We start from the raw sequence: 20,835 nt of genomic DNA, 5'->3' as shown, positions 1-20,835 counted from the left end.
GGGGATGTGAATAAGAGACAGCACCCCCATCACCCCCCAGCAACGCGACGAGGCGGGCGTAGACGTCATCCCCGAGGACGACCAGCCCGAAGACTGACCCGAACAAGCGCAAGAGGACGGTCGCGCCGCGACCGCCCTCTTGCGCTCGCCCGGAGTCAGCGGGTGGCGCCGCTGGTTACTCGGTAGACGTCGTAGACGCCGTCGATGGTGCGGACGGCCTTCAGGACGTGGCCCAGGTGTTTGGGGTCGCCCATCTCGAAGGTGAAGCGGCTGACGGCGACGCGGTCGCGGGACGTGGTGACCGAGGCCGACAGGATGTTGACGTGCTGGTCGGAGAGGACGCGGGTCACGTCCGACAGGAGGCGGGGGCGGTCCAGGGCCTCGACCTGGATGGCCACGAGGAAGACCGACTCCTCGCTCGGCGACCATTTGACGTCGATCAGGCGGTCGGGCTGCGTCTTCAGGCTGGCGACGTTGGCGCAGTCGGAGCGGTGCACGGAGACGCCGTGGCCGCGGGTGACGAAGCCGACGATTTCGTCGCCGGGGACCGGGGTGCAGCAGCGGGACAGGCGGACCCACACGTCGGGGTCGTCGGCGACGACGACGCCGGGGTCGCCGGCGCGGCGCTGCTTGCGGCGGGTCGGGAGGGCGATCTCGGCGAGGTCCTCCTCGGCGCTCTCGACGCCGCCGAGGGCGTCCACGAGGCGCTGGACGACGTGCTGCGCGGAGACCTGGCTCTCGCCGACGGCGGCGTACAGGGACGAGACGTCCGCGTAGCGCATGTCGCGGGCGAGGGCGAGCAGGGCCTCGCCGGACATCATCCGCTGGAGCGGCATGTTCTGCTTGCGCATCGCGCGGGCGATGGCGTCCTTGCCGGACTCGATCGCGGTGTCGCGGCGCTCCTTGGAGAACCAGTGCTTGATCTTGTTGCGGGCGCGGGCGCTCTTGACGAAGCCGAGCCAGTCGCGGCTCGGGCCGGCGTCCGGGGACTTGGAGGTGAAGACCTCGACGGTGTCGCCGTTGTCGAGGGTCGATTCGAGGGGGACGAGGCGGCCGTTGACGCGGGCGCCGATACATCGGTGCCCGACCTCGGTGTGGATCGCGTACGCGAAGTCGACGGGGGTGGCGCCCTGCGGCAGCGCGATCACGTCGCCCTTCGGGGTGAAGACGAAGACCTCGGAGACCGACAGGTCGAAGCGGAGCGACTCCAGGAACTCGGCCGGGTCGGCGGTCTCCTTCTGCCAGTCGAGGAGCTGGCGGAGCCACTGCATGTCGCCGGCCTTGCGGCCGCCGACCGTCTCCTCCTTGTACTTCCAGTGCGCGGCGACGCCGTACTCGGCGCGGCGGTGCATGCCCCAGGTGCGGATCTGCAGCTCGACGGGCTTGCCCTCGGGGCCGATCACCGTCGTGTGCAGCGACTGGTACATGTTGAACTTCGGCATCGCGATGTAGTCCTTGAACCGGCCGGGGACCGGGTTCCATCGCGCGTGGATCGAGCCGAGGGCGGCGTAGCAGTCGCGGACGCTGTCGACGAGGACCCGGATGCCGACCAGGTCGTAGATGTCGTCGAAGGAGACGTCCCGCGCGATCATCTTCTGGTAGATCGAGTAGTAGTGCTTCGGCCGGCCGGTCACGGTGGCCTTGATCCGGGCCTCGCGCAGGTCGGTGGAGACGTTCTCGATCACTTCCTGCAGGTAGACGTCGCGGCGCGGGGCGCGCTCGGACACCAGGCGGGCGATCTCGTCGAACCGCTTGGGGTACATCGTGGCGAACGCGAGGTCCTCCAGCTCCCACTTCAGCGTGTTCATCCCGAGGCGGTGCGCGAGCGGCGCGAACACCTCCAGGGTCTCGCGGGCCTTCTTCTCCTGCTTGTGCCGCGGCATGTAGCGCAGCGTGCGCATGTTGTGCAGCCGGTCGCCGAGCTTGATCACCAGGACGCGGATGTCGCGGGACATGGCGACGACCATCTTGCGGACGGTCTCGGCCTCGGCCGCCTCGCCGTACTTGACCTTGTCGAGCTTGGTGACGCCGTCGACGAGCGCGGCGATCTCGTCGCCGAACTCGGCGCTCAGCTGGTCGAGCGTGTACGGGGTGTCCTCGACGGTGTCGTGCAGCAGCGCCGCGCAGAGCGTCTCGGTGTTCATGCCGAGCTCGGCGAGGATGGTCGCGACCGCGAGGGGATGCGTGATGTACGGGTCGCCGCTCTTGCGCTTCTGGTTGCGGTGGTAGTGCGCCGCGACGTCGTAGGCGCGCTCGATGAGCCGCAGGTCCGCCTTCGGGTGGGTGTTGCGGACCGTCTTGATCAGGGGTTCGAGTACCGGGTTCATAGTGGGGCCGCGCTGGGCGCCGAGCCTGGCGAGCCTGCGGCGCACCCGGGCGGCGGACGGTGGGATCGTGGCCGGCGTGGGCCTGGCCGGGGCGTCGGGCTCGGACGCGTCATCGGCGTCCTCCGTGGAGGCGGTGCGCTCGGCGGGGGGAGTCTCTGGTCGGGGAGCCTGCGCGGCGGGTTTCCCCGCCGCCGGTTCTTCGGTGGCCGCCGCTTCCGCGGCCCGGTCCTCGGGAGCCGGCGGAGAGTCGGGAGCCGGCGGGGACTCGGCGGGGCGTCCGGGCGGTGCGGCACGGCGATCCGGGCGCCGCGGCGGCGCGGTGGACGCCCCGGCCGCCTTGACGGCCCGCTCCCCCGCGGTCTCCCGCGCCGGATGCTTTCCGGCCTGGGTCGCCGCGGCGGCGTCGCTCACCGCGCCGGTCGATACCGCCTCACCGGGCACCCAGCCTCCTTCGTCCATCTGGGCGCTGTGCCGCACGTCCCGCGGGTCGCGCCCGTCCCCACCGGACCCTGATGGCGCCAGTGTATCCGGCGGGCATTTCGCACTAGACCGTAACCAGGGAATGGACGTCCAGATTCCCCAGTTTGTCGCGTCCGTGCAGGAAGGACAGCTCAAGGAGGACCGACAGCCCGACGATGTCGGCGCCGCTCCGCCGGACGAGTTCCGCGGCGGCCCGGGCCGTCCCGCCGGTGGCCAGGACGTCGTCGACGATCAGCACCCGGTCGCCCGGTTCGAGGGCGTCGGAGTGGATCTCGATCGTCTCGTTCCCGTACTCGAGGTCGTAGGTCTCCGCGTGCGTCGCCGCGGGCAGCTTGCCCTTCTTGCGGACCGGGACGAACCCGGCGCCGAAGTGGTAGGCGACGGGCGCGGCCATGATGAACCCGCGGGCCTCGATACCGACGATCTTGTCGATGGTGCCGCGGCCGTGGTGGTTGACGATCGAGTCGACCACGCCGGCGAACGCGACGTGGTCGGCCAGCAGCGGGGTGATGTCCTTGAACATCACCCCGGGCTTCGGGTAGTCGGGGATGTCGCGGATCCGTTCCTGGATCAGCTTGCCGAGGTCCACGTTCGAGAGATTTCCTTTGTTCTACTTGCCGCCGCCGCGGCGCTGCTGCCGCGACCCGCGCCTGGGCTGCTGCCGCGACCCCGTCTGCACGACCTTCCGCACGGTGACCGCGCCTCGCACGTCATCGGGCGGATCGTCCTGCGGGTCATCGTCGCCGGCGGTCTCGGCCGGCGGCTTCCCGGACGCGCCGGCGCCCGCCTTGACCTTGGTGGTCGTGACCTGCTTGGCCGCGTTCCGCTCGCGGCGGGCGATGTTCTCCCGGATCTGCCGGTACTTCGGCTCGCGCTCCTTGAACTGGACGAGCAGCGGCGTCGCCACGCAGATCGAGGAGTACGTCCCGACGATCATGCCGACGAACAGCGCGAGCGACAGGTCCTTCAGCGTCCCCGCGCCGAACAGCGTGGTGCCGATGAACAGGATCGCGCCGACCGGCAGGATCGCCACCAGCGAGGTGTTCAGCGACCGGACGAGGGTGCTGCTGAGCGCCTGGTTCGCGGCCTCGCTGTAGGTGGTCTTGGAGGTCGGGCCGAGCGGTCTCGTGACCTCCTTGATCATGTCGAAGACGACGACCGCGTCGTACAGCGAGTAGCCGAGGATCGTCAGGAACCCGAGCAGCGTCGCCGGGGTGACCTCGAAGCCGACCCAGGCGTACACGCCGGCGGTGATGACGAGGTCGTGGACGAGCGCGACCACCGCGGCCACGGCCATCCGCCACTCGAACGCCACCGACAGGTAGGCGATGATCAGGACCATGAAGACGGCCAGCGCCTGCCAGGCCTTCTTCTGGATCTCCCCGCCCCACGAGGCGCCGACGACCTGGGTGCTGACCTTGGCCGCCGGAACCCGGAGCTCCTGCGTGATGCTGGACTTCACCTCGGTGACGTGCGAGGACGACATGCTCTCCGTCGTGACCCGCCAGTCGCCGCCGGCCTTCTGCACGATCGCCTGGTGGGCGCCGCCGTCGGTGACGGCGGTGCGCACCTGCTCGATCGAGGCGCTCGGCGCCTTGAAGGTGAAGACGGAGCCGCCCTTGAACTCGACGCCGAAGTTGAGGCCCTGGACGAGCAGGCCGGCGATCGACAGCGCCAGCAGCAGCCCGGAGATCGTGTACCAGATCTTCGGACGGCCGACGATGTCGGCGCTGATCTCGCCCCGGTAGATCCGCGAGGTGGCCGCGCGCAGTCCCATGGGTCAGGCCTCCTGGCTCGTCTTGCGGGCGGCGGACGCCGCGGCCTTGTCCTGGGCGGCCTGGTGCAGCCGCCGCGGATCGAGCCCGGACATCGGATGCCCCCGGCCGAAGAACTTGGTGCGCGACAGCAGCGCGACCATCGGCTTGGTGAAGAAGAACACCACGACGACGTCGATGAGCGTCGTGAGGCCCATCGCGAACGCGAACCCGGCGACGCCGCCGACCGCGAGGAAGTACAGCACCAGCGCGGCGAGGAAGGTGACGGCGTCGGCGACCAGGATGGTGCGCCGCGCCCGCTTCCAGGCGTTCTCCACCGAGGAGCGCAGCTTGCGGCCGGCTCTCAGCTCGTCCCGCAGCCGCTCGAAGTAGACGATGAACGAGTCGGCGGTGATGCCGATCGAGACGATCAGCCCGATGATGTGCGGGAGGGAGAGCCGGAAGCCCATGCCCTCACCGAGGATCACCACCGCCAGGTAGGTGACGGCGGACGCCACGACCAGGCTGGACACCGCCACCAGGCCGAGGCCCCGGTAGTAGAACAGGCAGTACAGCACCACCAGGCCGAGGCCGATCGCGCCGGCGATGAGGCCGCCGGTCAGCTGGTCGGAGCCCAGCGTAGACGACACCTCCTCGATGGAGCTCTGCTTGAACTCCAGCGGCAGCGCGCCGTACTTGAGCACGTTGGCGAGGTCGGTGGCGTACTGCTGGTCGAAGCTCTCGGGCGGCCCGTCGATGCTGGCGGTGCCGCCGGTGATCGGGCCCTCCCGGATGGCGGGCGCCGAGACGACCTGGCCGTCCAGCACGATCGCGACCTGCGCCTGCGGCGAGGACGAGTTCTGCTGGTAGGCGCGGGACGCGTCGGTGGTGACCGCCCCGAACTGCTTGGCGCCCGTGCCGTCGAACTTCAGCGAGACCGACCAGCTCGCCTGGCCCTGCTGGGCGTTCGGCGGCATCGCGTTCGCCTCGTCGACGTTCTCGCCGAGCACCCGGACGGGTCCGAGGATGTACTTGGTGACCTGGCCGTTCTCCTCGTCCTGGTCACACGCGGCGACGAACTTGCGGTTCGGGTCGTTCGCGCCGTCGGCGTGCCGGTCGCCGTTGTAGCAGTCGAGCGACTCGAACTGCTTGATGACGGCCTTGTCGGTCACGCCGGGGAAGTCCTGCGCGGGCGCCGAGGGCTGCCCGGACGGCTGCACCAGCGGCGACGACGGCGACGGCTTCGGCGTCGGGGCCGTCAGCGCCTGCGACAGCGCTTTGCCGCGCGGGGTGGACGACGACGACGGCGAGGCGCTCGCCGACGGGGACGCCGACGGCGCCGGGCTCTTCCCGTCGCCCTCGCCCTTGGCGGAGTGGCTCGGCGACGGGGCCGGTGCGGCCCCGCCCGACGGGTGCCCGTCGGCCGAGGCGAACACCTGGCGGAACTGCAGCTTCGCCGTGGTGCCGATCAGGCTGACGACGCGGCTCTGCCCCTCACCGGGGACGTTCACCACGATGTTGCTGCTGCCCTGCTTCGTGACCTCCGCGTCCGAGACCCCCAGGCCGTTGACGCGCTGCGTCATGATCTTGACGGCCTGGTCCATCTGCTCGGCGGGGGGATCCCCGCCGTCCGGGGTCTTGGCGGTGAGGGTCACGGTCGTCCCGCCGGCCAGGTCCAGCCCCAGCTTGGGCGTCGTGCGCCCCTGCCAGACGGCCAGGCCGGCGAGGACGACCAGGATCGCGAATAAAGTGAGGAGGGTGCGCCCCGGCGTAGGAGCGGTTCTGGGCGAGGCCACGTGTCGTCGTACTTCCCGTCTTTGTCGTCGCCTTGGGAGGGGTCAGGCGGAGGGCTTGTCCACCTTGACCTTCGTCTTCCCCTTCGGCTCGGACTCGGGCTCGGCGTCCTCGTCCTCGTCCGCGGCGTCCTCCGCCTCGGCCCTGCCGTCCTTGGACAGGTCGACCGCGTCGTCCTCGTCCTGCTCGTCGGCGTCCTCGTCGAGCTCCTCGAGCTCGTCGTCGAGGTCGTCGGCGTCCGCGTCCTTGTGGATCTGCATGACGGCCTGCTTGAGGAACCGCACCTCGACCCCGTCGGCGATCTCCAGCACGACGCCGTCGTCGTCGACCGCCACGACGGTGGCGCGCATGCCGCTGGTGGTCACCACGCTGACGCCCGGCTGCAGGTCGTTCTGCATCTGCATCTGCTCCTTGCGCCGCTTGCTCTGCGGCCGGATGAGCAGAAGGTAGAAGACCACGGGAACGGCGAGGAGCAGGAGCAGGTTGAAGGCCCCGCTACCGCCCGAGTCCGCCGCGAGAATCATGTCGCTGCCCATTACTGGGGCATCCTTCCGATGTCGATTGCCCAGCCTGTGACCGGTACGGCCACGCGCACGGGACCGCCGGCTGGAGACGGTGAACCAAGTCCCGGAGTCTAGAGAGTACGCGAGACCCCGGCAACGACGCGACGAGCGGCGACGCCGGGAAGTTCCCAACCCGTTACCGGGTGATCACTATTCCGCCTGATCGGCGCTCTCGTCCACGTCGAAGAGGGTCCCCGCCAGCGGCGCCGTCGGCGGCTGGGCGAGACCCAGATGCGCCCACGCGGCGGCCGTGGCGACCCGCCCGCGCGGCGTCCTCGCCAGCAGGCCCTGCCGGACGAGGAACGGCTCGGCGACGACCTCCACGGTCTCCGGCTCCTCCCCCACCGACACGGCGAGGGTGGAGAGCCCGACCGGGCCGCCGCCGAACTTGCGCATCAAAGACTCCAGGACGGACCGGTCGAGCCGGTCGAGTCCCCGTTCGTCCACCTCGTACAACGCGAGGGCGGCCCGCGCTGATTCCTGGGTGATGACGCCGTCGGCGCGGACCTCGGCGTAGTCGCGGACGCGGCGCAGCAGCCGGTTGGCGATGCGGGGCGTGCCGCGGGACCGCCCGGCGACCTCGGCGGCCGCGTCGTCGCCGATCTCCACGTCCAGCAGCTGCGCCGACCGCCGGACGATGACCTCCAGCTCGGCGGGCTCGTAGAAGTCCATGTGCGCGACGAAGCCGAACCGGTCGCGCAGCGGGCCGGGCAGCATCCCGGCCCGGGTGGTGGCCCCGACCAGCGTGAACGGCGCGATGTCGAGGGGGATCGCGGTCGCGCCCGGCCCCTTGCCCACGACGACGTCGACCCGGAAGTCCTCCATCGCCATGTAGAGCATCTCCTCGGCGGGGCGGGCCAGCCGGTGGATCTCGTCCAGGAACAGCACCTCGCCCTCGGCGAGGGTGGACAGCACCGCCGCGAGGTCGCCGGCCCGCTCGATCGCGGGCCCGGAGGAGATCCGCAGCGGCTGCCCCAGCTCCGCCGCGATGATCATGGCGAGGGTGGTCTTGCCGAGGCCGGGCCCGCCGGACAGCAGCACGTGGTCGGGCGTCCGGCCGCGCCGCAGCGCGCTCTGCAGGACGAGGGAGAGCTGCTCGCGCACCCGTTCCTGCCCGACGAAGTCGTCCAGCTTCTTCGGCCGCAGCGCGGCCTCGATCCGCTGCTCCTCGGCCCCGTCGGCGTCCGCCGAGACGATCCGCTCGAACTCCTCGCTCATTTGCTGAGCTTCTTCAAGGCGGACTTCAGCAGCGTCGCCACCGGCGGCGCTTCACCGTCGAGGTCGGCGGCGACGGCGTCCACGGCGGCGTCGGCGTCCTTGGCGGACCAGCCGAGGTTGACCAGCCCCATCTGCACCTGCTCGCGCCACGCCTCGGCACGGGCGGGCGCGCGCACCTTGTCGGCGCCGCCGACCGGCCCGCCGAGCCGGTCCTTGAGCTCCAGGACGATCCGCTGGGCGCCCTTCTTGCCGATGCCGGGCACCTTGGTCAGCGCGGTCAGGTCCTCGGTGGCGACCGCGCGGCGCAGCGCGTCCGGCGTGTGGACGGCGAGCATCGCCAGCGCGATCCGGGGCCCGATGCCGCTGGCGGTCTGCAGCAGCTCGAACACCGTCCGCTCGTCGTCGTCGGCGAACCCGAACAGGGTGAGGGAGTCCTCGCGGACGACGAGCGAGGTCGGCACGTTCGCCTGGTCGCCGACCCGCAGCCCGGCGAGGGTGGCGGGCGTGCACTGCACCGCGAGGCCGACGCCGTGCACGTCGATCACGGCCCCGTCCGGTCCGGCGGCGGCCACCCGGCCGCTGACGAAGGCGATCACTGGGCACTTCCTCCTCTGCTGCGGGCGGCGAGCCGCGCGCGTTCGGCCCGCGCCGCGTCCTCGATGCGCGACCGCCGCGCGTGTGCGAGCCGCTGCTGCGCTCCCCCGCGCCACACGTGGCAGATGGCCAGCGCGAGCGCGTCGGCCGCGTCCGCCGGTCTGGGGGCCGTCTCCAGGGACAGCAGCCGGGTCACCATCCGGGTCACCTGCGCCTTGTCGGCGCGCCCGTTGCCGGTGACGGCGGCCTTGGCCTCGCTGGGCGTGTGCAGCGCGACGGGCAGCCCGCGCCGGGCCGCCACCAGCATCGCGATGCCGGCCGCCTGCGCGGTGCCCATCACGGTCCGGACGTTGTGCTGGGAGAACACCCGCTCGACGGCGACGGCGTCCGGCCGGAACTCCTCGACCAGCGCCTCGATGCCCGCCTCGACGCCCACCAGCCGCAGGGCGTGGTCCTCGTCGGCGTCGGTCCGCACGACCGACACGTGCACCAGGTGGAGCCGCTTGCCGGGAGCGCCCTCGACGACCCCCACCCCGCACCGGGTGAGCCCGGGGTCCACCCCCATCACCCGCACGGCCGCTCCTTCGATCATCTGTTCGGCCGCCAACGCTACCAACACGCGCCACCGGTCAGAAGTAATCCAACGAGAACGGCGTGGCCGCGAACACCACCCCCAGCCCACCCGCGTCCCCACCCCGAAGCAGCCCAGCACGGCGCAGAACGCTCACAGGAACACCCGCGTACAGAGCCGCCAGGCCGCGCGGCCCAACATGCACAGCGTCGGCGTCCTCGCCGGAGCGCTCCAGCCGCCCTTCCCCATCCTTGATCTCCAACCGCCAGTGGCCCGAGTTCGCCGGACGCTGCGGGTCGTCGATCGTCAGGGGCACCGTTGCCGTGACGCCGGCGGGGTAGCCGCGCGCCGCGATCGCCGCGGGCGCGTCCACCACGCGCAGCATCCACTGATCACGCTGGACGGTTTCGTGCTTGCGCTCGCGGAGCATCCACAGCACCGGATCCATGGGCGACACGCACGCCCGGACGGTCTCGGCGATCGAGGACCCGGACCCGACGATGGCCCACAGTGCACGCAGAGTGGCCTCGGAGGACGCGACGAGCCGGGTGACCTCCAGCGCCTCGCCTCCGTCGGCCCAGCGGTAGGAGAGGAAGCCGTCCTCGGCCAAGTGGACGTAGTCGCCGCCGGTCGCGAGGACTTCCCGCCATCTCGCCTCCGTCCAGCCGACGGGGCCGCAGTCGCGGGCGGATCCGTGCGCCCGTCCGATGACGGCGGCGACCTCCGCGGAACCGTAGGACACGGCCGGCGCGGGGCGGGTCAGGCGTCGAGGGAGGCCATGACCTCGTCGGGGACGTCGAAGTTGGCGTAGACGTCCTGGACGTCGTCGGAGTCCTCCAGGGCGTCCAGGAGGCGGAAGACCTTCTTGGCGTTGTCCTCGTCGAGGGGGACGGTGACGCTCGGCAGGAACTTGCTCTCGGCCGACTCGTAGTCGATGCCGGCGTCCACCAGGGCGGTGCGGACGGCGACCAGGTCGCCGGCCTCGCTGACGACCTCGAAGTTCTCCTCGTCGAGCTCGTTGACCTCCTCGGCGCCGGCGTCGAGGACGGCCATCATCACGTCGTCCTCGCTGGTGTTCGCCTTGGGGACGATCACGACGCCCTTGCGGTTGAACATGTAGGAGACCGAGCCCGGGTCGGCGAGGGAGCCGCCGTTGCGGGTGAGCGCGACGCGGACCTCGGAGGCGGCGCGGTTGCGGTTGTCGGTGAGGCACTCGATGAGGACGGCGACACCGCCGGGCGCGTAGCCCTCGTAGGTGATGTTCTGCCAGTCGGCGCCCCCGGCCTCCTCACCGGCGCCGCGCTTGCGGGCGCGCTCGATGTTGTCGTTGGGGACGGAGTTCTTCTTCGCCTTGTAGATGGCGTCGTAGAGGGTGGGGTTGGCGTCGGGGTCGCCGCCGCCGGTGCGGGCCGCCACCTCGATGTTCTTGATCAGCTTCGCGAAGAGCTTGCCCCGCTTGGCGTCGAGGGCCGCCTTCTTGTGCTTGGTCGTCGCCCACTTGGAATGGCCGGACATCTGTCACTCCTCCTCTGCAGTCCGGCGCACCAGATCGGCGAAGTAGTGGTGCACGCGGAAGTCGCCTGTCAACTCCGGATGGAACGAGGTCGCCATGAGCCGCCCCTGACGAACGGCGACGATCCTACCGGCGTTCGGGCCGCTCTCGGCGCGTCCGAGGATCTCGACGGCGTCGCCGACGGACTCCACCCAGGGTGCGCGGATGAAAACGGCGTGGTACGGCGTGTCCCCCATGCCGGTCAGCGGCACCGCGGCCTCGAAGGAGTCGACCTGCCGGCCGAACGCGTTGCGCCGCACGGTCATGTCGATCCCGCCGACGGTCTCCTGGCCGGCCGCGCCGTCCCGGATCCGGTCCGCCAGCAGGATCATGCCTGCGCAGGAGCCGTAGGCGGGCAGGCCCGCCTCGATCCGCTTGCGCAGCGGGTCGAGCAGCTCGAAGGACCGCGCCAGCCGCCACATCGTGGTGGACTCCCCGCCGGGCAGGACGAGGCCGTCGACGCGTTCCAGCTCCTCGGGGCGCCGCACGGCCAGGGTGCGCGCCCCCGCGGCCTCCAGCGCGCGGGCGTGCTCGCGCACGTCCCCCTGCAGGGCGAGGACACCGATCGTCGGCACAGTCGTCACGTGGAACCTTCCGGGGATGGGATCTCAACCCTAGACGTTCCTTACAACGCGCCGCGACCTGGCCGATCTTCCCGGGATCAGGCGTGCTTGAAGCGGCGGAGCGGGAGTTCCAGGGGGAGGAAGCCGTCCTTGCCGCGGTCGGCTATGCCGCGGCCGAACATGTGCGCCTCGGCGAGCGCGAGCCCGAACTCCTCGGGGTCGAACGGGAGCGGGACGTCCGGCGCGCCCGCGTCGATGGCGCGCCAGAACGGCCCCTCGGCGGGCAGCCGGTCGCCCAGGTCGACGACGACGCCGTCCTCGGCGGTGACGAACACGTCGCGGCGCAGCGCGCCGGACTCGTACCAGCGGAACCAGCAGCCGCGGATCACGTTGTGCAGGACGAGGACGCCGCAGTGCGAGCCGGGCAGCGCGGCCGCGGCGGTGTCGGCGATCCGGCGGGCGTCGTCGTCGAGGCAGAACAGCCGCCGGTCGCAGAGCAGCAGCGCCCGCTCGAACGCCCCGACGAACAGCTCGTCCTCGTACGGCCAGAGCGCGAAGTCCAGGACCGTGTCACCGGTCTCGGTCAGGGTGTCCGCCGGGTAGAGGCCGCGCGCGATCGCGGCGGCGGCGTCCGGGTCGGGCACCAGGCCCGGCCGGAACACCTCGGTGGGTTCACCCGCGCTCGCGCACGCCAGCGCGACCGACCAAGCCATGCTCTCCCCTCCCGCGGCCGGGCACCGCCCTCCCGGCCACGCCGCCAGGTTAACCCGGCCGGGCCGCGCTGTGGACCCCCGGGTCCCCGATCAGCTCACCAGCCGCGGCCCGCGAACTTCTGGTCCTCGCCGAGGGAGTTGGCGCTGATGCCGACCATGGCCTCGCCGAGCCCGCGGGACACCTTGGCGATCACGTCGGGGTCGTCGTGGAAGGTGGTGGCCTTCACGATGGCCTCGGCGCGCTGGGCCGGGTTGCCGGACTTGAAGATCCCGGAGCCGACGAAGACGCCCTCGGCGCCGAGCTGCATCATCATGGCGGCGTCGGCCGGGGTGGCGATGCCGCCGGCGGTGAACAGCACGACGGGCAGCTTGCCGGCCCGCGCGACCTCCTTGACCAGCTCGTAGGGGGCCTGCAGCTCCTTGGCGGCGACGTACAGCTCGTCCTCGGGCAGCGACTGCAGGCGGCGGATCTGCTGCCGGATCTGCCGCATGTGGGTGGTCGCGTTGGACACGTCGCCGGTGCCGGCCTCGCCCTTGGAGCGGATCATCGCCGCGCCCTCGGTGATGCGGCGCAGGGCCTCGCCGAGGTTGGTGGCGCCGCACACGAACGGGACGGTGAACGCCCACTTGTCGATGTGGTTGTCGTAGTCGGCCGGGGTGAGCACCTCGGACTCGTCGACGTAGTCGACGCCGAGGGCCTGCAGCACCCGGGCCTCGACGAAGTGGCCGATGCGGGCCTTGGCCATGACCGGGATGGAGACCGCGGCGATGATCCCGTCGATCATGTCGGGGTCGCTCATCCGGGAGATGCCGCCCTCGGCGCGGATGTCGGCGGGCACCCGCTCCAGGGCCATGACGGCGACGGCGCCCGCGTCTTCGGCGATCTTCGCCTGCTCGGGCGTGACGACGTCCATGATCACGCCGCCCTTGAGCATCTCCGCCATGCCGCGCTTGACGCGGGCGGTCCCGGTCTCGGGCGCTGCGTTGTCAGTGGCGGGTGTGGAAGTGGACACGGGCATTCCTTACGTGGACGGACGACAAGTCGCTTTCCATGATATTGCCTGCTCGTGCGGTCCACGGACCCGGCAGAGTGTCAGCGCGCGCCGCGCTCCGCTTACGGAGTGACCGGCGCCACTTCGGACGGCAGGGTTGTCAAGGCGTGTAGGGCTTGCCGTCGTTGACGAGCAGCACCCAGACCTGCCCCGGCGCGAACGTCATCGGCTTGCCGTCGGTGGTGGTGAACGTCGTCCCCTTGCCCTCGGACGGCCGCGACCACTTGGCCTTGTAGGACTTGCCGTCGCGCAGGACGACCGCCCGTCCGGTGCCGGTGGTGTGGATCAGCGGCGTGTAGCTGCCGAGGAAGTCGTGGAACTTCGACCGGGTCGTCTTGGCGTACTGGATGACGATGGTCTTGCCGCCCAGCCGTCCGCCCTCGGCGGCCCGGTCGGGGCGCCCGCCCCAGCTGGCCAGCCACCGCTTCTCCTCGGCCGACCAGGTGAAGCCCATGGTCGCGGACGGCCAGCGCGCGGTGAACGACTTGGTGGGCTTGCCGCCTTCGGGCGCGTCCCCGAACTCGAACCCGATGTCGCGCGGCTTCGCGGCCTTCGGGGCCCGCTTGAGGAGGTCCTTCGGGTTCGCGTACAGGTTGTAGGGGATGCGCCTGGCGCTCGACCGGAAGTAGGCGCCGCCCGCGTTCTCCTGTGAGATGTCGTACACCGGCGCCTTGCGGACGTACTTCTTCATCTTGCTCTGGACGCCGGAGAACGCGAACGCGGGGCGGCCGAACTGGGGCAGGATGTGCAGGTCGGAGATGCGGGCGCTGCGGACGGGCCCGACCTTCTTCGGCAGCTTGGACGAGTAGACCGCCATCAGCCGGGTCTCGCCGCCCTCGACCTGCTCGACGTAGACGATGTCGGCGGCCTTCACCCCGCTCTGCGGCAGCGCCGGCCTGGTGTTCTCGATCTTGACGGCGAGGACCGGGTTGTCCAGCCCCTTCGTCCCGCCGTTGAACGGGTGCACGGCGGGCTCGGGCGTCTCGCTCGGCGACGGCGCGCCCGTGCTGCGCGGCGGCGGCGCCGTGTTCCGCTCGCCGGAGTCCGAGCAGGCCGGCAGGGCGGCGGCACCGAGGACGAGGACGCCGAGCCCCGCGGCCGCGCGGCCCCGGACGGCGGCGTCCCATGCGGATCGCACGATGTACCCCTCCCTAGGACGGTCTGCCAGAGAGTAGCGAACGTGATCGGATGCGCCCGCCCGTCCAGCGGTACGGGCGCGGGGCCCGGCTGTGATCAACGTCGCGCGGTCAGATTCCCGGCGGGTCGTCGTCGATCTCGAAGAAGTCTGGCAGCGGGGCGCGCCCGGCGAGCGGCAGGATCCGGATCAGCAGCTTGCGGCGCGCGATCCGGGCCTGGGCGACGGCGTCGTTGTAGAAGCGGCGGGCGTAGGTGACCTTCGCGGCGGCGGAGGACAGCTCGTCCAGGACCTCCGCGCCCTCGCCCGCGCCGCGGGCGGTGATGGTGCCGACGAACTCGGGCTGGTCGACGACCGCGCGCAGGGCCCGGGACAGGTCGCTCTCGGCGAACTCGCGGCGCTCGGCGTCGGCGGTGCGCGCCTCGTGCGCGGCGGTCGCCAGCACGAGGCTGGTCGCCGGGTCCAGCAGCCGGGACGCGGCCAGCTCCAGCGCGGCGGCGGCCCGCCGGACCAGCGCGGCGTCCAGCGCGGCGCGGGCGGTCTCGACGCGGACGTGCAGCCGGTCGAGCCGGGTGGCGCGCCACGACACGTACACGCCGATCAGGAAGACGACGGCGATCCAGAACAGGACGTCGATGATCCAGTCGTAGGACATCCGGCGCTCTCCTACCGCCCGAGGCCGGACTCGACGACGCCGGCGCCGTCGTCCGTGACCGTCTCGTACACCCTCAGCACGTCGCGGGCGACGGCCGACCAGTCGTAGGCGCGGACGGCGGCGCGGGCCTCCGCGGACAGCTGCTTGCGCCGCGCCGGGTCGTCCAGCAGGTCCCCGGCGGCCGCGGCGAGCGCCTCGTGGTCGCCGGCCGGGAACAGCGCCCCGGCCCGCCCGCCGAGCAGCACCCGGTCGAACGCCTCGATGTCGCTGGCGAGGATCGGGGCGCCCGCCGACATCGCCTCGGCGAGCACGATGCCGAAGCTCTCGCCGCCGAGGTTCGGCGCGACGAAGACGTCCACCGAGTGGTAGGCGCGGACCTTGTCCTCCTCGCTGACCAGGCCGAGGACGACGACGCGGTCGCGCAGCTCCGGCGAGACCCGGGCGATCACGTCGTCGGCGTCGCCGGGCCCGGCGAGCAGCAGCCGCAGCCCGGGACGGCGGCGGCCGAGGACCTCGAAGGCGCGCAGCAGCACCGGCAGGCCCTTGCGCGGCTCGTCCATCCGGCCGAGGAACCCGAGCGCTCCCCCGTCGCCGCGCGGCGGCTCGGCGCGGCCGCGCCAGTCGGGCAGCGGCTCGGCCATCGCGTACCGCTCGGTCGCGACGCCGTTCGGGATGAGCACGGCGTCGCCGCCGAGGTGCTCGACGAGCGTGGTGCGGGCGGCCTCCGACACCGCGATCCGGCCGGTGATCTTCTCCAGGGCGCTCTGCAGGATCGGCGCGGTCACCGACACCACCCGCGACTTCTCGTAGGACGCGTGGAAGGTGCCGACGATGGGCCCGTCCGCCGCCCAGCAGGCCAGCAGCCCGAGGGAGGGCGCGGCGGGCTCGTGGACGTGCAGCACGTCGAAGCCGCCCTCGTGGATCCACCGCCGGACCCGCCCGGCCGACAGGAACCCGAACGCCAGCCGGGCCACGGAGCCGTTGTAGGGGACGGGGACGGCCCGCCCGGCGGACACGACATAGTGCGGCAGCTCGGCGTCGTCGTCCGCCGGCGTGATCACCGACACGTCGTGGCCGAGCCCGATCAGCGCCTCCGCGAGGTCGCCGATGTGCTGCTGCACTCCGCCCGGGACGTTCCAGGTGTACGGGCAGACGATCCCGATCCTCATCCGGCGGCGCTCATCTCGCGCCGCCGGGCAGGTCGTCCACCCAGACCTTCTGGAGCATGTGCCAGTCCTCGGGGTGCGCGGCGATGCCCTGCTCGAAGACTCGCGCGAGCTCCTGGGTCATGGCCTGGATCTTCTCCTGTCTGCCGCCCTCGTCCGGGACCGGGATCTCCTCGTGGACGCGCGCCGCCCAGTACTCCCCCTCGTACCAGAGTGTCACGGGAATGAGCGCGGCGCCGGTCTGGATCGCGAGCGCGGCGGAGACGGCGGGCATCCGGGCGGTGGCGCCGAAGAACTCGACGTCGATGCCGCTCTCGGTCAGGTCGCGGTCGACGACGAGGCACACCGGGCGGCCGGCGCGGAGCCGCTGCGCCATCCGCCCGAAGGCGGAGGCGCCCTTGTGGGCGAGGACCTCCATGCCGAGGCTCTCGCGGAACTCGACGAACCGGTCGAACAGCGACGCCGGCTCCAGCCGCTCGGCGACGGTGGTGAACGGGTAGCCGCAGTGCACGAGCCACGCGCCGGCGTGCTCGTAATTGCCCATGTGCGGCAGGGCGAGGATGACGCCCCGGCCGGAGTCGAGGTTGGTGAAGATCTTCTTCTCGCCGGTGACGCGCATCCGGCCGAGGATCCGCGCACGGTCGTACTCGGGCAGCCGGAACACCTCCAGCCAGTAGCGCAGGTAGGAGCGCAGCACCTTCTTGCTGAGGACGCGGACCTCGTCGTCGACCGCGTCCTTGCCGAGGACGCGGCACAGGTTCCGCTCCAGCTGCCGCACGCCGGAGCCGTACCGGTGCCAGGTACGGTCGGCGATCGCGGTGAAGGCCAGCCGGGCCATGCTCTCCGGCATCTTGCGGACGACCGTCCAGCCGAGGGCGTAGACGGCATCGGTCACCTCATCGCGGAGCGACGTCCCGTCGTCCCCGCGGCGGGGCGTGGTCATGGCCGCGGCTCCGGCGTCTTCTCCGCGCCGTTCTCCTTCTCGGCACCGGTGTCGGCGGTCGCCTGCGCGTACACCGTGGCGAACCGCTGCCCGACCGTGATCGTGCTGAGCGCGGCGAGCGCCCACAGGGCGACCGCCAGGACGTAGGGGACGCCGAGGCCGTCGAGCCCGGCGGCGACCAGCGCGACGATGAGGCGCTCCGCGCGCTCGGCGATGCCCACGTTGCAGGTGTAGCCGAGCCCCTCGGCGCGGGCCTTGGCGTACGACACCACGACGCCGGAGACCAGGCAGTACAGCGCGACGCCGGCGAGCGGCTCCTGGCCGCCCCGGTAGAGGCCGATCATCAGCCCGGCGAAGATCGCGGCGTCGGCGACCCGGTCCATGGTGGAGTCCAGGAACGCGCCGAACTTGGAGATCTTGCCGGTGACCCGGGCGACCGCGCCGTCCAGCATGTCGAACAGCACGAACGCGGTGATGACCATCGTGCCCCAGAAGAACTCGCCGCGCGGGAAGAGGACGAGCGCGCCGGCGGCGACGCCGACCGTGCCGATGACGGTGATGGCGTTGGGCGAGACCCCGGTCCGCGCGACCGCCTGCCCGACGGGGGTGAGGACGCGCCCCAGCGCGGGCCTGATCTTGTTGAGCATCGCCGTCCGTTCTCGTATCGGTCCCCGGCCCGGCAACCGGGCGCGCCCATCGTAGTGCGGCCGGGGCGCGGACGCGCTCGGCGCCGGGTTTGGGCCCCCGGTCCTCCGGACAGATCACGGATGAATGCCGTTCACCCCTTGTGGTCCCGGCCATCACGGGAAAGGGTGTTGATACGGGTGTGACGTCGGTCACGCGCGATTGGACGAGGTCGGACGCCGCACTCGGACGTCAGGGCCGGGCCCGCCGGGCCGGGCCCGAGCCGCACGCGGGCCTCCGCGCGGAGACCCGTCCGAGGAGGTAGTCATGGCGGACAAGGGAGGCCACCCGGGAGGCTCCGGCAGGGCACCGGAGGCCGGCGGGTGCGACAGGGTGCGCAATGTCGCGCTGGTCGGCCACTCGGGGGCCGGCAAGACCACGCTCGTGGAGGCGCTGCTCGCCGCGACGGGCGCGCTGCAGCGGGCGGGGAAGGTCGAGGACGGCACCACGGTCAGCGACTTCGACGAGGTGGAGGTGCGCCAGCAGCGCTCGGTGAACCTCGCGCTCGCCCCGCTGACGCACGGGGACGTGAAGGTCAATCTCATCGACACACCCGGCTACGCCGACTTCGTCGGTGATCTGCGGGCCGGGCTGCGCGCCGCCGACGCGGCGCTGTTCGTGATCTCGGCGGTGGACGGCATCGACGGCCTCACCCGGATGCTGTGGGAGGAGTGCGCGGCGGTGCAGCTGCCCCGCGCGGTCGTCATCACCAAGGTCGACCAGCAGCGCGGCGACTTCGACGACGTCGTCATGACCTGCCAGGACGTGTTCGGCGAGGGCGTCGCGCCGCTGTACTTCCCCGCGGCCGGGGATGACGGGCTGAAGGGCCTGATCGGGCTGCTGTCGCAGCGCTGCCTCGACTACTCGACCGGGAAGCGCGCCGAGTGCGACCCCGATCCGCAGTACCTGGAGCAGATCGCCGAGCAGCGGGCGTCGCTGATCGAGGGCATCATCCAGGAGAGCGAGGACGAGACCCTCATGGACAGGTACCTGTCCGGTGAGGACATCGACGTCAAGGCGCTCATCGAGGACCTGGAGACCGCGGTCGCGCGCGGCAGCTTCTACCCCGTGCTCGCGACGTCGGTGCCGCACGGCGACCACCCCGGCCCGGTCGTGGGCATGCTGGAGCTGCTGGAGGTCATCACCCAGGCGTTCCCCTCGCCCCTCGAACACGGCATTCCCCCGGTGACCTCGGTGGCCGGCGGGCCGCCGAAGGAGATCTCCTGCGACCCGGCGGGCCCGCTGGTCGCCGAGGTCGTCAAGACCACGTCCGACCCCTACGTGGGGCGGATCTCGCTGGTCCGGGTGTTCTCCGGGACGCTGCGCCCCGACACCACGGTGCACGTGTCCGGGCACGGCATAGCCGACCGCGGGCACGCGGACCACGACGTCGACGAGCGGGTCGGCGCGCTGACGTCCCCGCTGGGCAAGACGCAGCGGACCGTGTCATCCTGCGGCGCGGGCGACATCTGCGCGGTGGCGAAGCTGAGCCGCGCCGAGACCGGCGACACCCTGTCCGACCCCGGCGCGCCGATGGTGATGGCGCCCTGGTCGATGCCCGACCCGCTGCTCCCGGTCGCGATCCGGGCGAAGTCCAAGGCCGACGACGACAAGCTCAGCCAGGCGCTCGCCCGGCTCGTCGCCGAGGACCCGACGCTCCGGCTGGAGAACAACGCCGAGACGCGGCAGCTGGTGCTGTGGTGCATGGGCGAGGCCCACGCCGACGTGCTGATCGACCGGCTCAGGACCCGGTACGGCGTCGAGGTCGACCGGGTCGACCTGCGCGTCCCGCTGCGCGAGACGTTCGGCGGGACGGCCAAGGGCCTCGGCCGGCACGTCAAGCAGAGCGGCGGGCACGGCCAGTACGGCATCTGCCACATCGACGTGGAGCCGCTGCCGTCCGGCGAGGGCTTCGAGTTCGTCGACAAGATCGTCGGCGGGGTGGTGCCGCGGCAGTTCATCCCGTCGGTGGAGAAGGGCGTCCGGCAGCAGATGGGGCGCGGCGTGACCGCCGGGTACCCGCTGGTCGACATCAAGGTGACCCTGCACGACGGCAAGGCGCACTCGGTCGACTCGTCCGACATGGCGTTCCAGGCCGCCGGGGCGCTCGCGCTCAAGGACGCGGCGGGCCAGGTGCCGATCCTGCTGCTCGAACCGGTCGACGAGGTGGCCGTGCTGATCGCCGACGACTACGTCGGGGCGATCATGTCCGACCTCACCTCGCGGCGCGGCCGGGTGCTCGGCTCCCAGGCGGTGCCGGGCGGCCGCACCATGATCAAGGCCGAGGTGCCGCAGCTGGAGATCGTCCGGTACGCGATCGACCTGCGGTCGATGTCGCAGGGCACCGGCACGTTCAGCCGCACGTTCCTGCGCTACGAGCCGCTCCCGTCGCACCTCGCCGACAAGGTCGCCGCCGAGTCCCGGGACGGCGGCTAGCGGCCGCGCCTCCAGAGCCCCGCCCGGCGGCCCGGGGCGGGGCTCTAGGCTTGCCGCGTGGATCTTCCTGCCCTCCGGCTGGGGCCTCGCGCGCGGCTCTGGCGGTCACTGGCGGGCGCCGCGGTCGTCGGCGCCCTGTTCTACACCAGCGCGTACGGGAGCAACGACGACTTCCCGCTCGGGCCGATGACGCAGTTCGCGTTCTCGGTGAAGGACGACGGCGGCACGATCAGCTCGTACTGGCTGGAGGCCGACACCGCGGCCGGCACGCATGTGGCGCTGTCGTTCGACGCCGTCGGGACGGGCATGAAGCGCGCCGAGATCGAGGGGCAGATGCCGCGCATCCGCCGGGACCCGTCGCTGCTGCAGGGGATCGCCGACGGGCAGCGCAGGCTGCATCCGGCCGAGCCCCGGCTGACCCGGATCTACGTCGTGCAGGAGATCAAGAAGTTGAAGCGCGGCAAGGTCGTGTCGACCATGCGGCAGAACCGCGTCGTCTGGGACGTGAAGTGACCGCCGCCGCGACGCCGGAGGCGCCCCGTCCCGTCCGGCCCGCCGGGGACCCGCCCGGTCATCGCGACGAGCCCGGCCGCGATCGTCACCGTCAGCAGCGTGTACATGGACCACGGCGTGGG

The 20,835-nt window shown here is 71.8% G+C and carries 20 protein-coding genes; 2 read left to right on the top strand and 18 right to left on the bottom strand.

The window, feature by feature from the left end; genetic code table 11:
• Positions 1-155 precede the first annotated feature (155 nt).
• The 18 genes from HUX53_RS24185 to pgsA all read right to left on the bottom strand — a co-directional run bounded on the left by HUX53_RS24185 (position 156) and on the right by pgsA (position 17,727).
• A complete protein-coding gene (locus tag HUX53_RS24185; protein ID WP_176405520.1) occupies positions 156-2,327 on the bottom strand; it encodes a bifunctional (p)ppGpp synthetase/guanosine-3',5'-bis(diphosphate) 3'-pyrophosphohydrolase in 2,172 nt (723 codons plus the stop codon).
• Positions 2,328-2,871: 544 nt separating this feature from the next.
• Entirely contained in the window at positions 2,872-3,396 is a 525-nt protein-coding gene (locus tag HUX53_RS24180) for an adenine phosphoribosyltransferase (RefSeq protein ID WP_176405517.1), read from the bottom strand.
• 21 nt (positions 3,397-3,417) lie between these two features.
• Positions 3,418-4,584, bottom strand: a complete 1,167-nt coding sequence (secF, locus tag HUX53_RS24175; RefSeq protein WP_176405516.1) for a protein translocase subunit SecF — start codon at positions 4,582-4,584, stop codon at positions 3,418-3,420.
• 3 nt (positions 4,585-4,587) lie between these two features.
• Positions 4,588-6,357 carry a protein translocase subunit SecD gene (gene secD, locus HUX53_RS24170; protein WP_176405515.1) on the bottom strand — a complete coding sequence of 590 codons (1,770 nt, stop codon included), beginning with the start codon at positions 6,355-6,357 and terminating at the stop codon, positions 4,588-4,590.
• Between the two features lie 42 nt (positions 6,358-6,399).
• Positions 6,400-6,891, bottom strand: a complete 492-nt coding sequence (gene yajC, locus HUX53_RS24165) for a preprotein translocase subunit YajC (protein WP_176405514.1) — start codon at positions 6,889-6,891, stop codon at positions 6,400-6,402.
• Between the two features lie 177 nt (positions 6,892-7,068).
• A complete protein-coding gene (ruvB, locus tag HUX53_RS24160; protein ID WP_176405513.1) occupies positions 7,069-8,136 on the bottom strand; it encodes a Holliday junction branch migration DNA helicase RuvB in 1,068 nt (355 codons plus the stop codon).
• Complete coding sequence (ruvA, locus tag HUX53_RS24155; RefSeq protein ID WP_176405512.1) at positions 8,133-8,732, bottom strand: Holliday junction branch migration protein RuvA; 600 nt, start codon at positions 8,730-8,732, stop codon at positions 8,133-8,135. Before ruvA ends, ruvB begins: the two co-directional genes overlap by 4 nt.
• The gene (gene ruvC, locus HUX53_RS24150) at positions 8,729-9,322 is read right to left on the bottom strand and encodes a crossover junction endodeoxyribonuclease RuvC (RefSeq protein WP_255205571.1); all 594 of its coding nucleotides are present in this window, start codon (positions 9,320-9,322) and stop codon (positions 8,729-8,731) included. Before ruvC ends, ruvA begins: the two co-directional genes overlap by 4 nt.
• A 37-nt stretch (positions 9,323-9,359) precedes the next feature.
• On the bottom strand, positions 9,360-10,043 hold the full coding sequence (gene eis, locus HUX53_RS24145; protein WP_176405511.1) for an enhanced intracellular survival protein Eis: 684 nt from the start codon (positions 10,041-10,043) through the stop codon (positions 9,360-9,362).
• Between the two features lie 17 nt (positions 10,044-10,060).
• Positions 10,061-10,816 (bottom strand): YebC/PmpR family DNA-binding transcriptional regulator, encoded by a 756-nt coding sequence (locus tag HUX53_RS24140; RefSeq protein ID WP_176405510.1) that lies wholly within the window; start codon positions 10,814-10,816, stop codon positions 10,061-10,063.
• Between the two features lie 3 nt (positions 10,817-10,819).
• Positions 10,820-11,437, bottom strand: coding sequence for a pyridoxal 5'-phosphate synthase glutaminase subunit PdxT (gene pdxT / locus HUX53_RS24135; RefSeq protein ID WP_309237408.1), 618 nt, complete (start codon positions 11,435-11,437; stop codon positions 10,820-10,822).
• 77 nt (positions 11,438-11,514) lie between these two features.
• Positions 11,515-12,129, bottom strand: coding sequence for a hypothetical protein (locus HUX53_RS24130; RefSeq protein WP_176405509.1), 615 nt, complete (start codon positions 12,127-12,129; stop codon positions 11,515-11,517).
• A gap of 95 nt (positions 12,130-12,224) precedes the next feature.
• Entirely contained in the window at positions 12,225-13,148 is a 924-nt protein-coding gene (pdxS, locus tag HUX53_RS24125; RefSeq protein ID WP_176405508.1) for a pyridoxal 5'-phosphate synthase lyase subunit PdxS, read from the bottom strand.
• Positions 13,149-13,281: 133 nt separating this feature from the next.
• A complete protein-coding gene (locus tag HUX53_RS24120) occupies positions 13,282-14,319 on the bottom strand; it encodes a DUF3048 domain-containing protein (protein ID WP_176405507.1) in 1,038 nt (345 codons plus the stop codon).
• Positions 14,320-14,428: 109 nt separating this feature from the next.
• Positions 14,429-14,971 (bottom strand): hypothetical protein, encoded by a 543-nt coding sequence (locus HUX53_RS24115; protein ID WP_176405506.1) that lies wholly within the window; start codon positions 14,969-14,971, stop codon positions 14,429-14,431.
• Between the two features lie 11 nt (positions 14,972-14,982).
• Positions 14,983-16,140, bottom strand: coding sequence for a glycosyltransferase family 4 protein (locus HUX53_RS24110; RefSeq protein WP_176405505.1), 1,158 nt, complete (start codon positions 16,138-16,140; stop codon positions 14,983-14,985).
• 10 nt (positions 16,141-16,150) lie between these two features.
• Positions 16,151-17,080, bottom strand: a complete 930-nt coding sequence (locus HUX53_RS24105; RefSeq protein WP_176405504.1) for a phosphatidylinositol mannoside acyltransferase — start codon at positions 17,078-17,080, stop codon at positions 16,151-16,153.
• The gene (pgsA, locus tag HUX53_RS24100) at positions 17,077-17,727 is read right to left on the bottom strand and encodes a phosphatidylinositol phosphate synthase (RefSeq protein ID WP_176405503.1); all 651 of its coding nucleotides are present in this window, start codon (positions 17,725-17,727) and stop codon (positions 17,077-17,079) included. The genes HUX53_RS24105 and pgsA overlap by 4 nt, the downstream gene beginning before the upstream one ends.
• A 304-nt stretch (positions 17,728-18,031) precedes the next feature.
• Between pgsA and HUX53_RS24095 the strand changes: the two genes are divergently transcribed.
• Together HUX53_RS24095 and HUX53_RS24090 are read left to right on the top strand one after the other, a co-directional pair.
• The gene (locus HUX53_RS24095; protein WP_176405502.1) at positions 18,032-20,200 is read left to right on the top strand and encodes an elongation factor G-like protein EF-G2; all 2,169 of its coding nucleotides are present in this window, start codon (positions 18,032-18,034) and stop codon (positions 20,198-20,200) included.
• 57 nt (positions 20,201-20,257) lie between these two features.
• Positions 20,258-20,713: a hypothetical protein gene (locus tag HUX53_RS24090; protein WP_176405501.1), complete on the top strand. Its 456-nt coding sequence runs from the start codon at positions 20,258-20,260 to the stop codon at positions 20,711-20,713.
• The last annotated feature ends 122 nt before the right edge of the window (positions 20,714-20,835 follow it).

The organism is Actinomadura sp. BRA 177 (assembly GCF_013372625.1).
Classification (GTDB): domain Bacteria; phylum Actinomycetota; class Actinomycetes; order Streptosporangiales; family Streptosporangiaceae; genus Spirillospora.
Note: the sequence above shows the minus strand (reverse complement) of the source record. Positions and strands in the feature narration are given on the sequence as shown.

What these genes read in the sequence shown, in the direction of transcription:
- pgsA (WP_176405503.1), bottom strand. Translation starts at nt 17,727, where the DNA reads ATGCTCAACAAGATCAGGCCCGCGCTGGGGCGCGTCCTCACCCCCGTC.
- HUX53_RS24105 (WP_176405504.1), bottom strand. Translation starts at nt 17,080, where the DNA reads ATGACCACGCCCCGCCGCGGGGACGACGGGACGTCGCTCCGCGATGAG.
- ruvC (WP_255205571.1), bottom strand. Translation starts at nt 9,322, where the DNA reads ATGATCGAAGGAGCGGCCGTGCGGGTGATGGGGGTGGACCCCGGGCTC.
- HUX53_RS24115 (WP_176405506.1), bottom strand. Translation starts at nt 14,971, where the DNA reads ATGTCCTACGACTGGATCATCGACGTCCTGTTCTGGATCGCCGTCGTC.
- secF (WP_176405516.1), bottom strand. Translation starts at nt 4,584, where the DNA reads ATGGGACTGCGCGCGGCCACCTCGCGGATCTACCGGGGCGAGATCAGC.
- HUX53_RS24185 (WP_176405520.1), bottom strand. Translation starts at nt 2,327, where the DNA reads ATGAACCCGGTACTCGAACCCCTGATCAAGACGGTCCGCAACACCCAC.
- HUX53_RS24110 (WP_176405505.1), bottom strand. Translation starts at nt 16,140, where the DNA reads ATGAGGATCGGGATCGTCTGCCCGTACACCTGGAACGTCCCGGGCGGA.
- HUX53_RS24095 (WP_176405502.1), top strand. Translation starts at nt 18,032, where the DNA reads ATGGCGGACAAGGGAGGCCACCCGGGAGGCTCCGGCAGGGCACCGGAG.
- ruvB (WP_176405513.1), bottom strand. Translation starts at nt 8,136, where the DNA reads ATGAGCGAGGAGTTCGAGCGGATCGTCTCGGCGGACGCCGACGGGGCC.
- yajC (WP_176405514.1), bottom strand. Translation starts at nt 6,891, where the DNA reads ATGGGCAGCGACATGATTCTCGCGGCGGACTCGGGCGGTAGCGGGGCC.
- HUX53_RS24140 (WP_176405510.1), bottom strand. Translation starts at nt 10,816, where the DNA reads ATGTCCGGCCATTCCAAGTGGGCGACGACCAAGCACAAGAAGGCGGCC.
- pdxS (WP_176405508.1), bottom strand. Translation starts at nt 13,148, where the DNA reads ATGCCCGTGTCCACTTCCACACCCGCCACTGACAACGCAGCGCCCGAG.
- HUX53_RS24130 (WP_176405509.1), bottom strand. Translation starts at nt 12,129, where the DNA reads ATGGCTTGGTCGGTCGCGCTGGCGTGCGCGAGCGCGGGTGAACCCACC.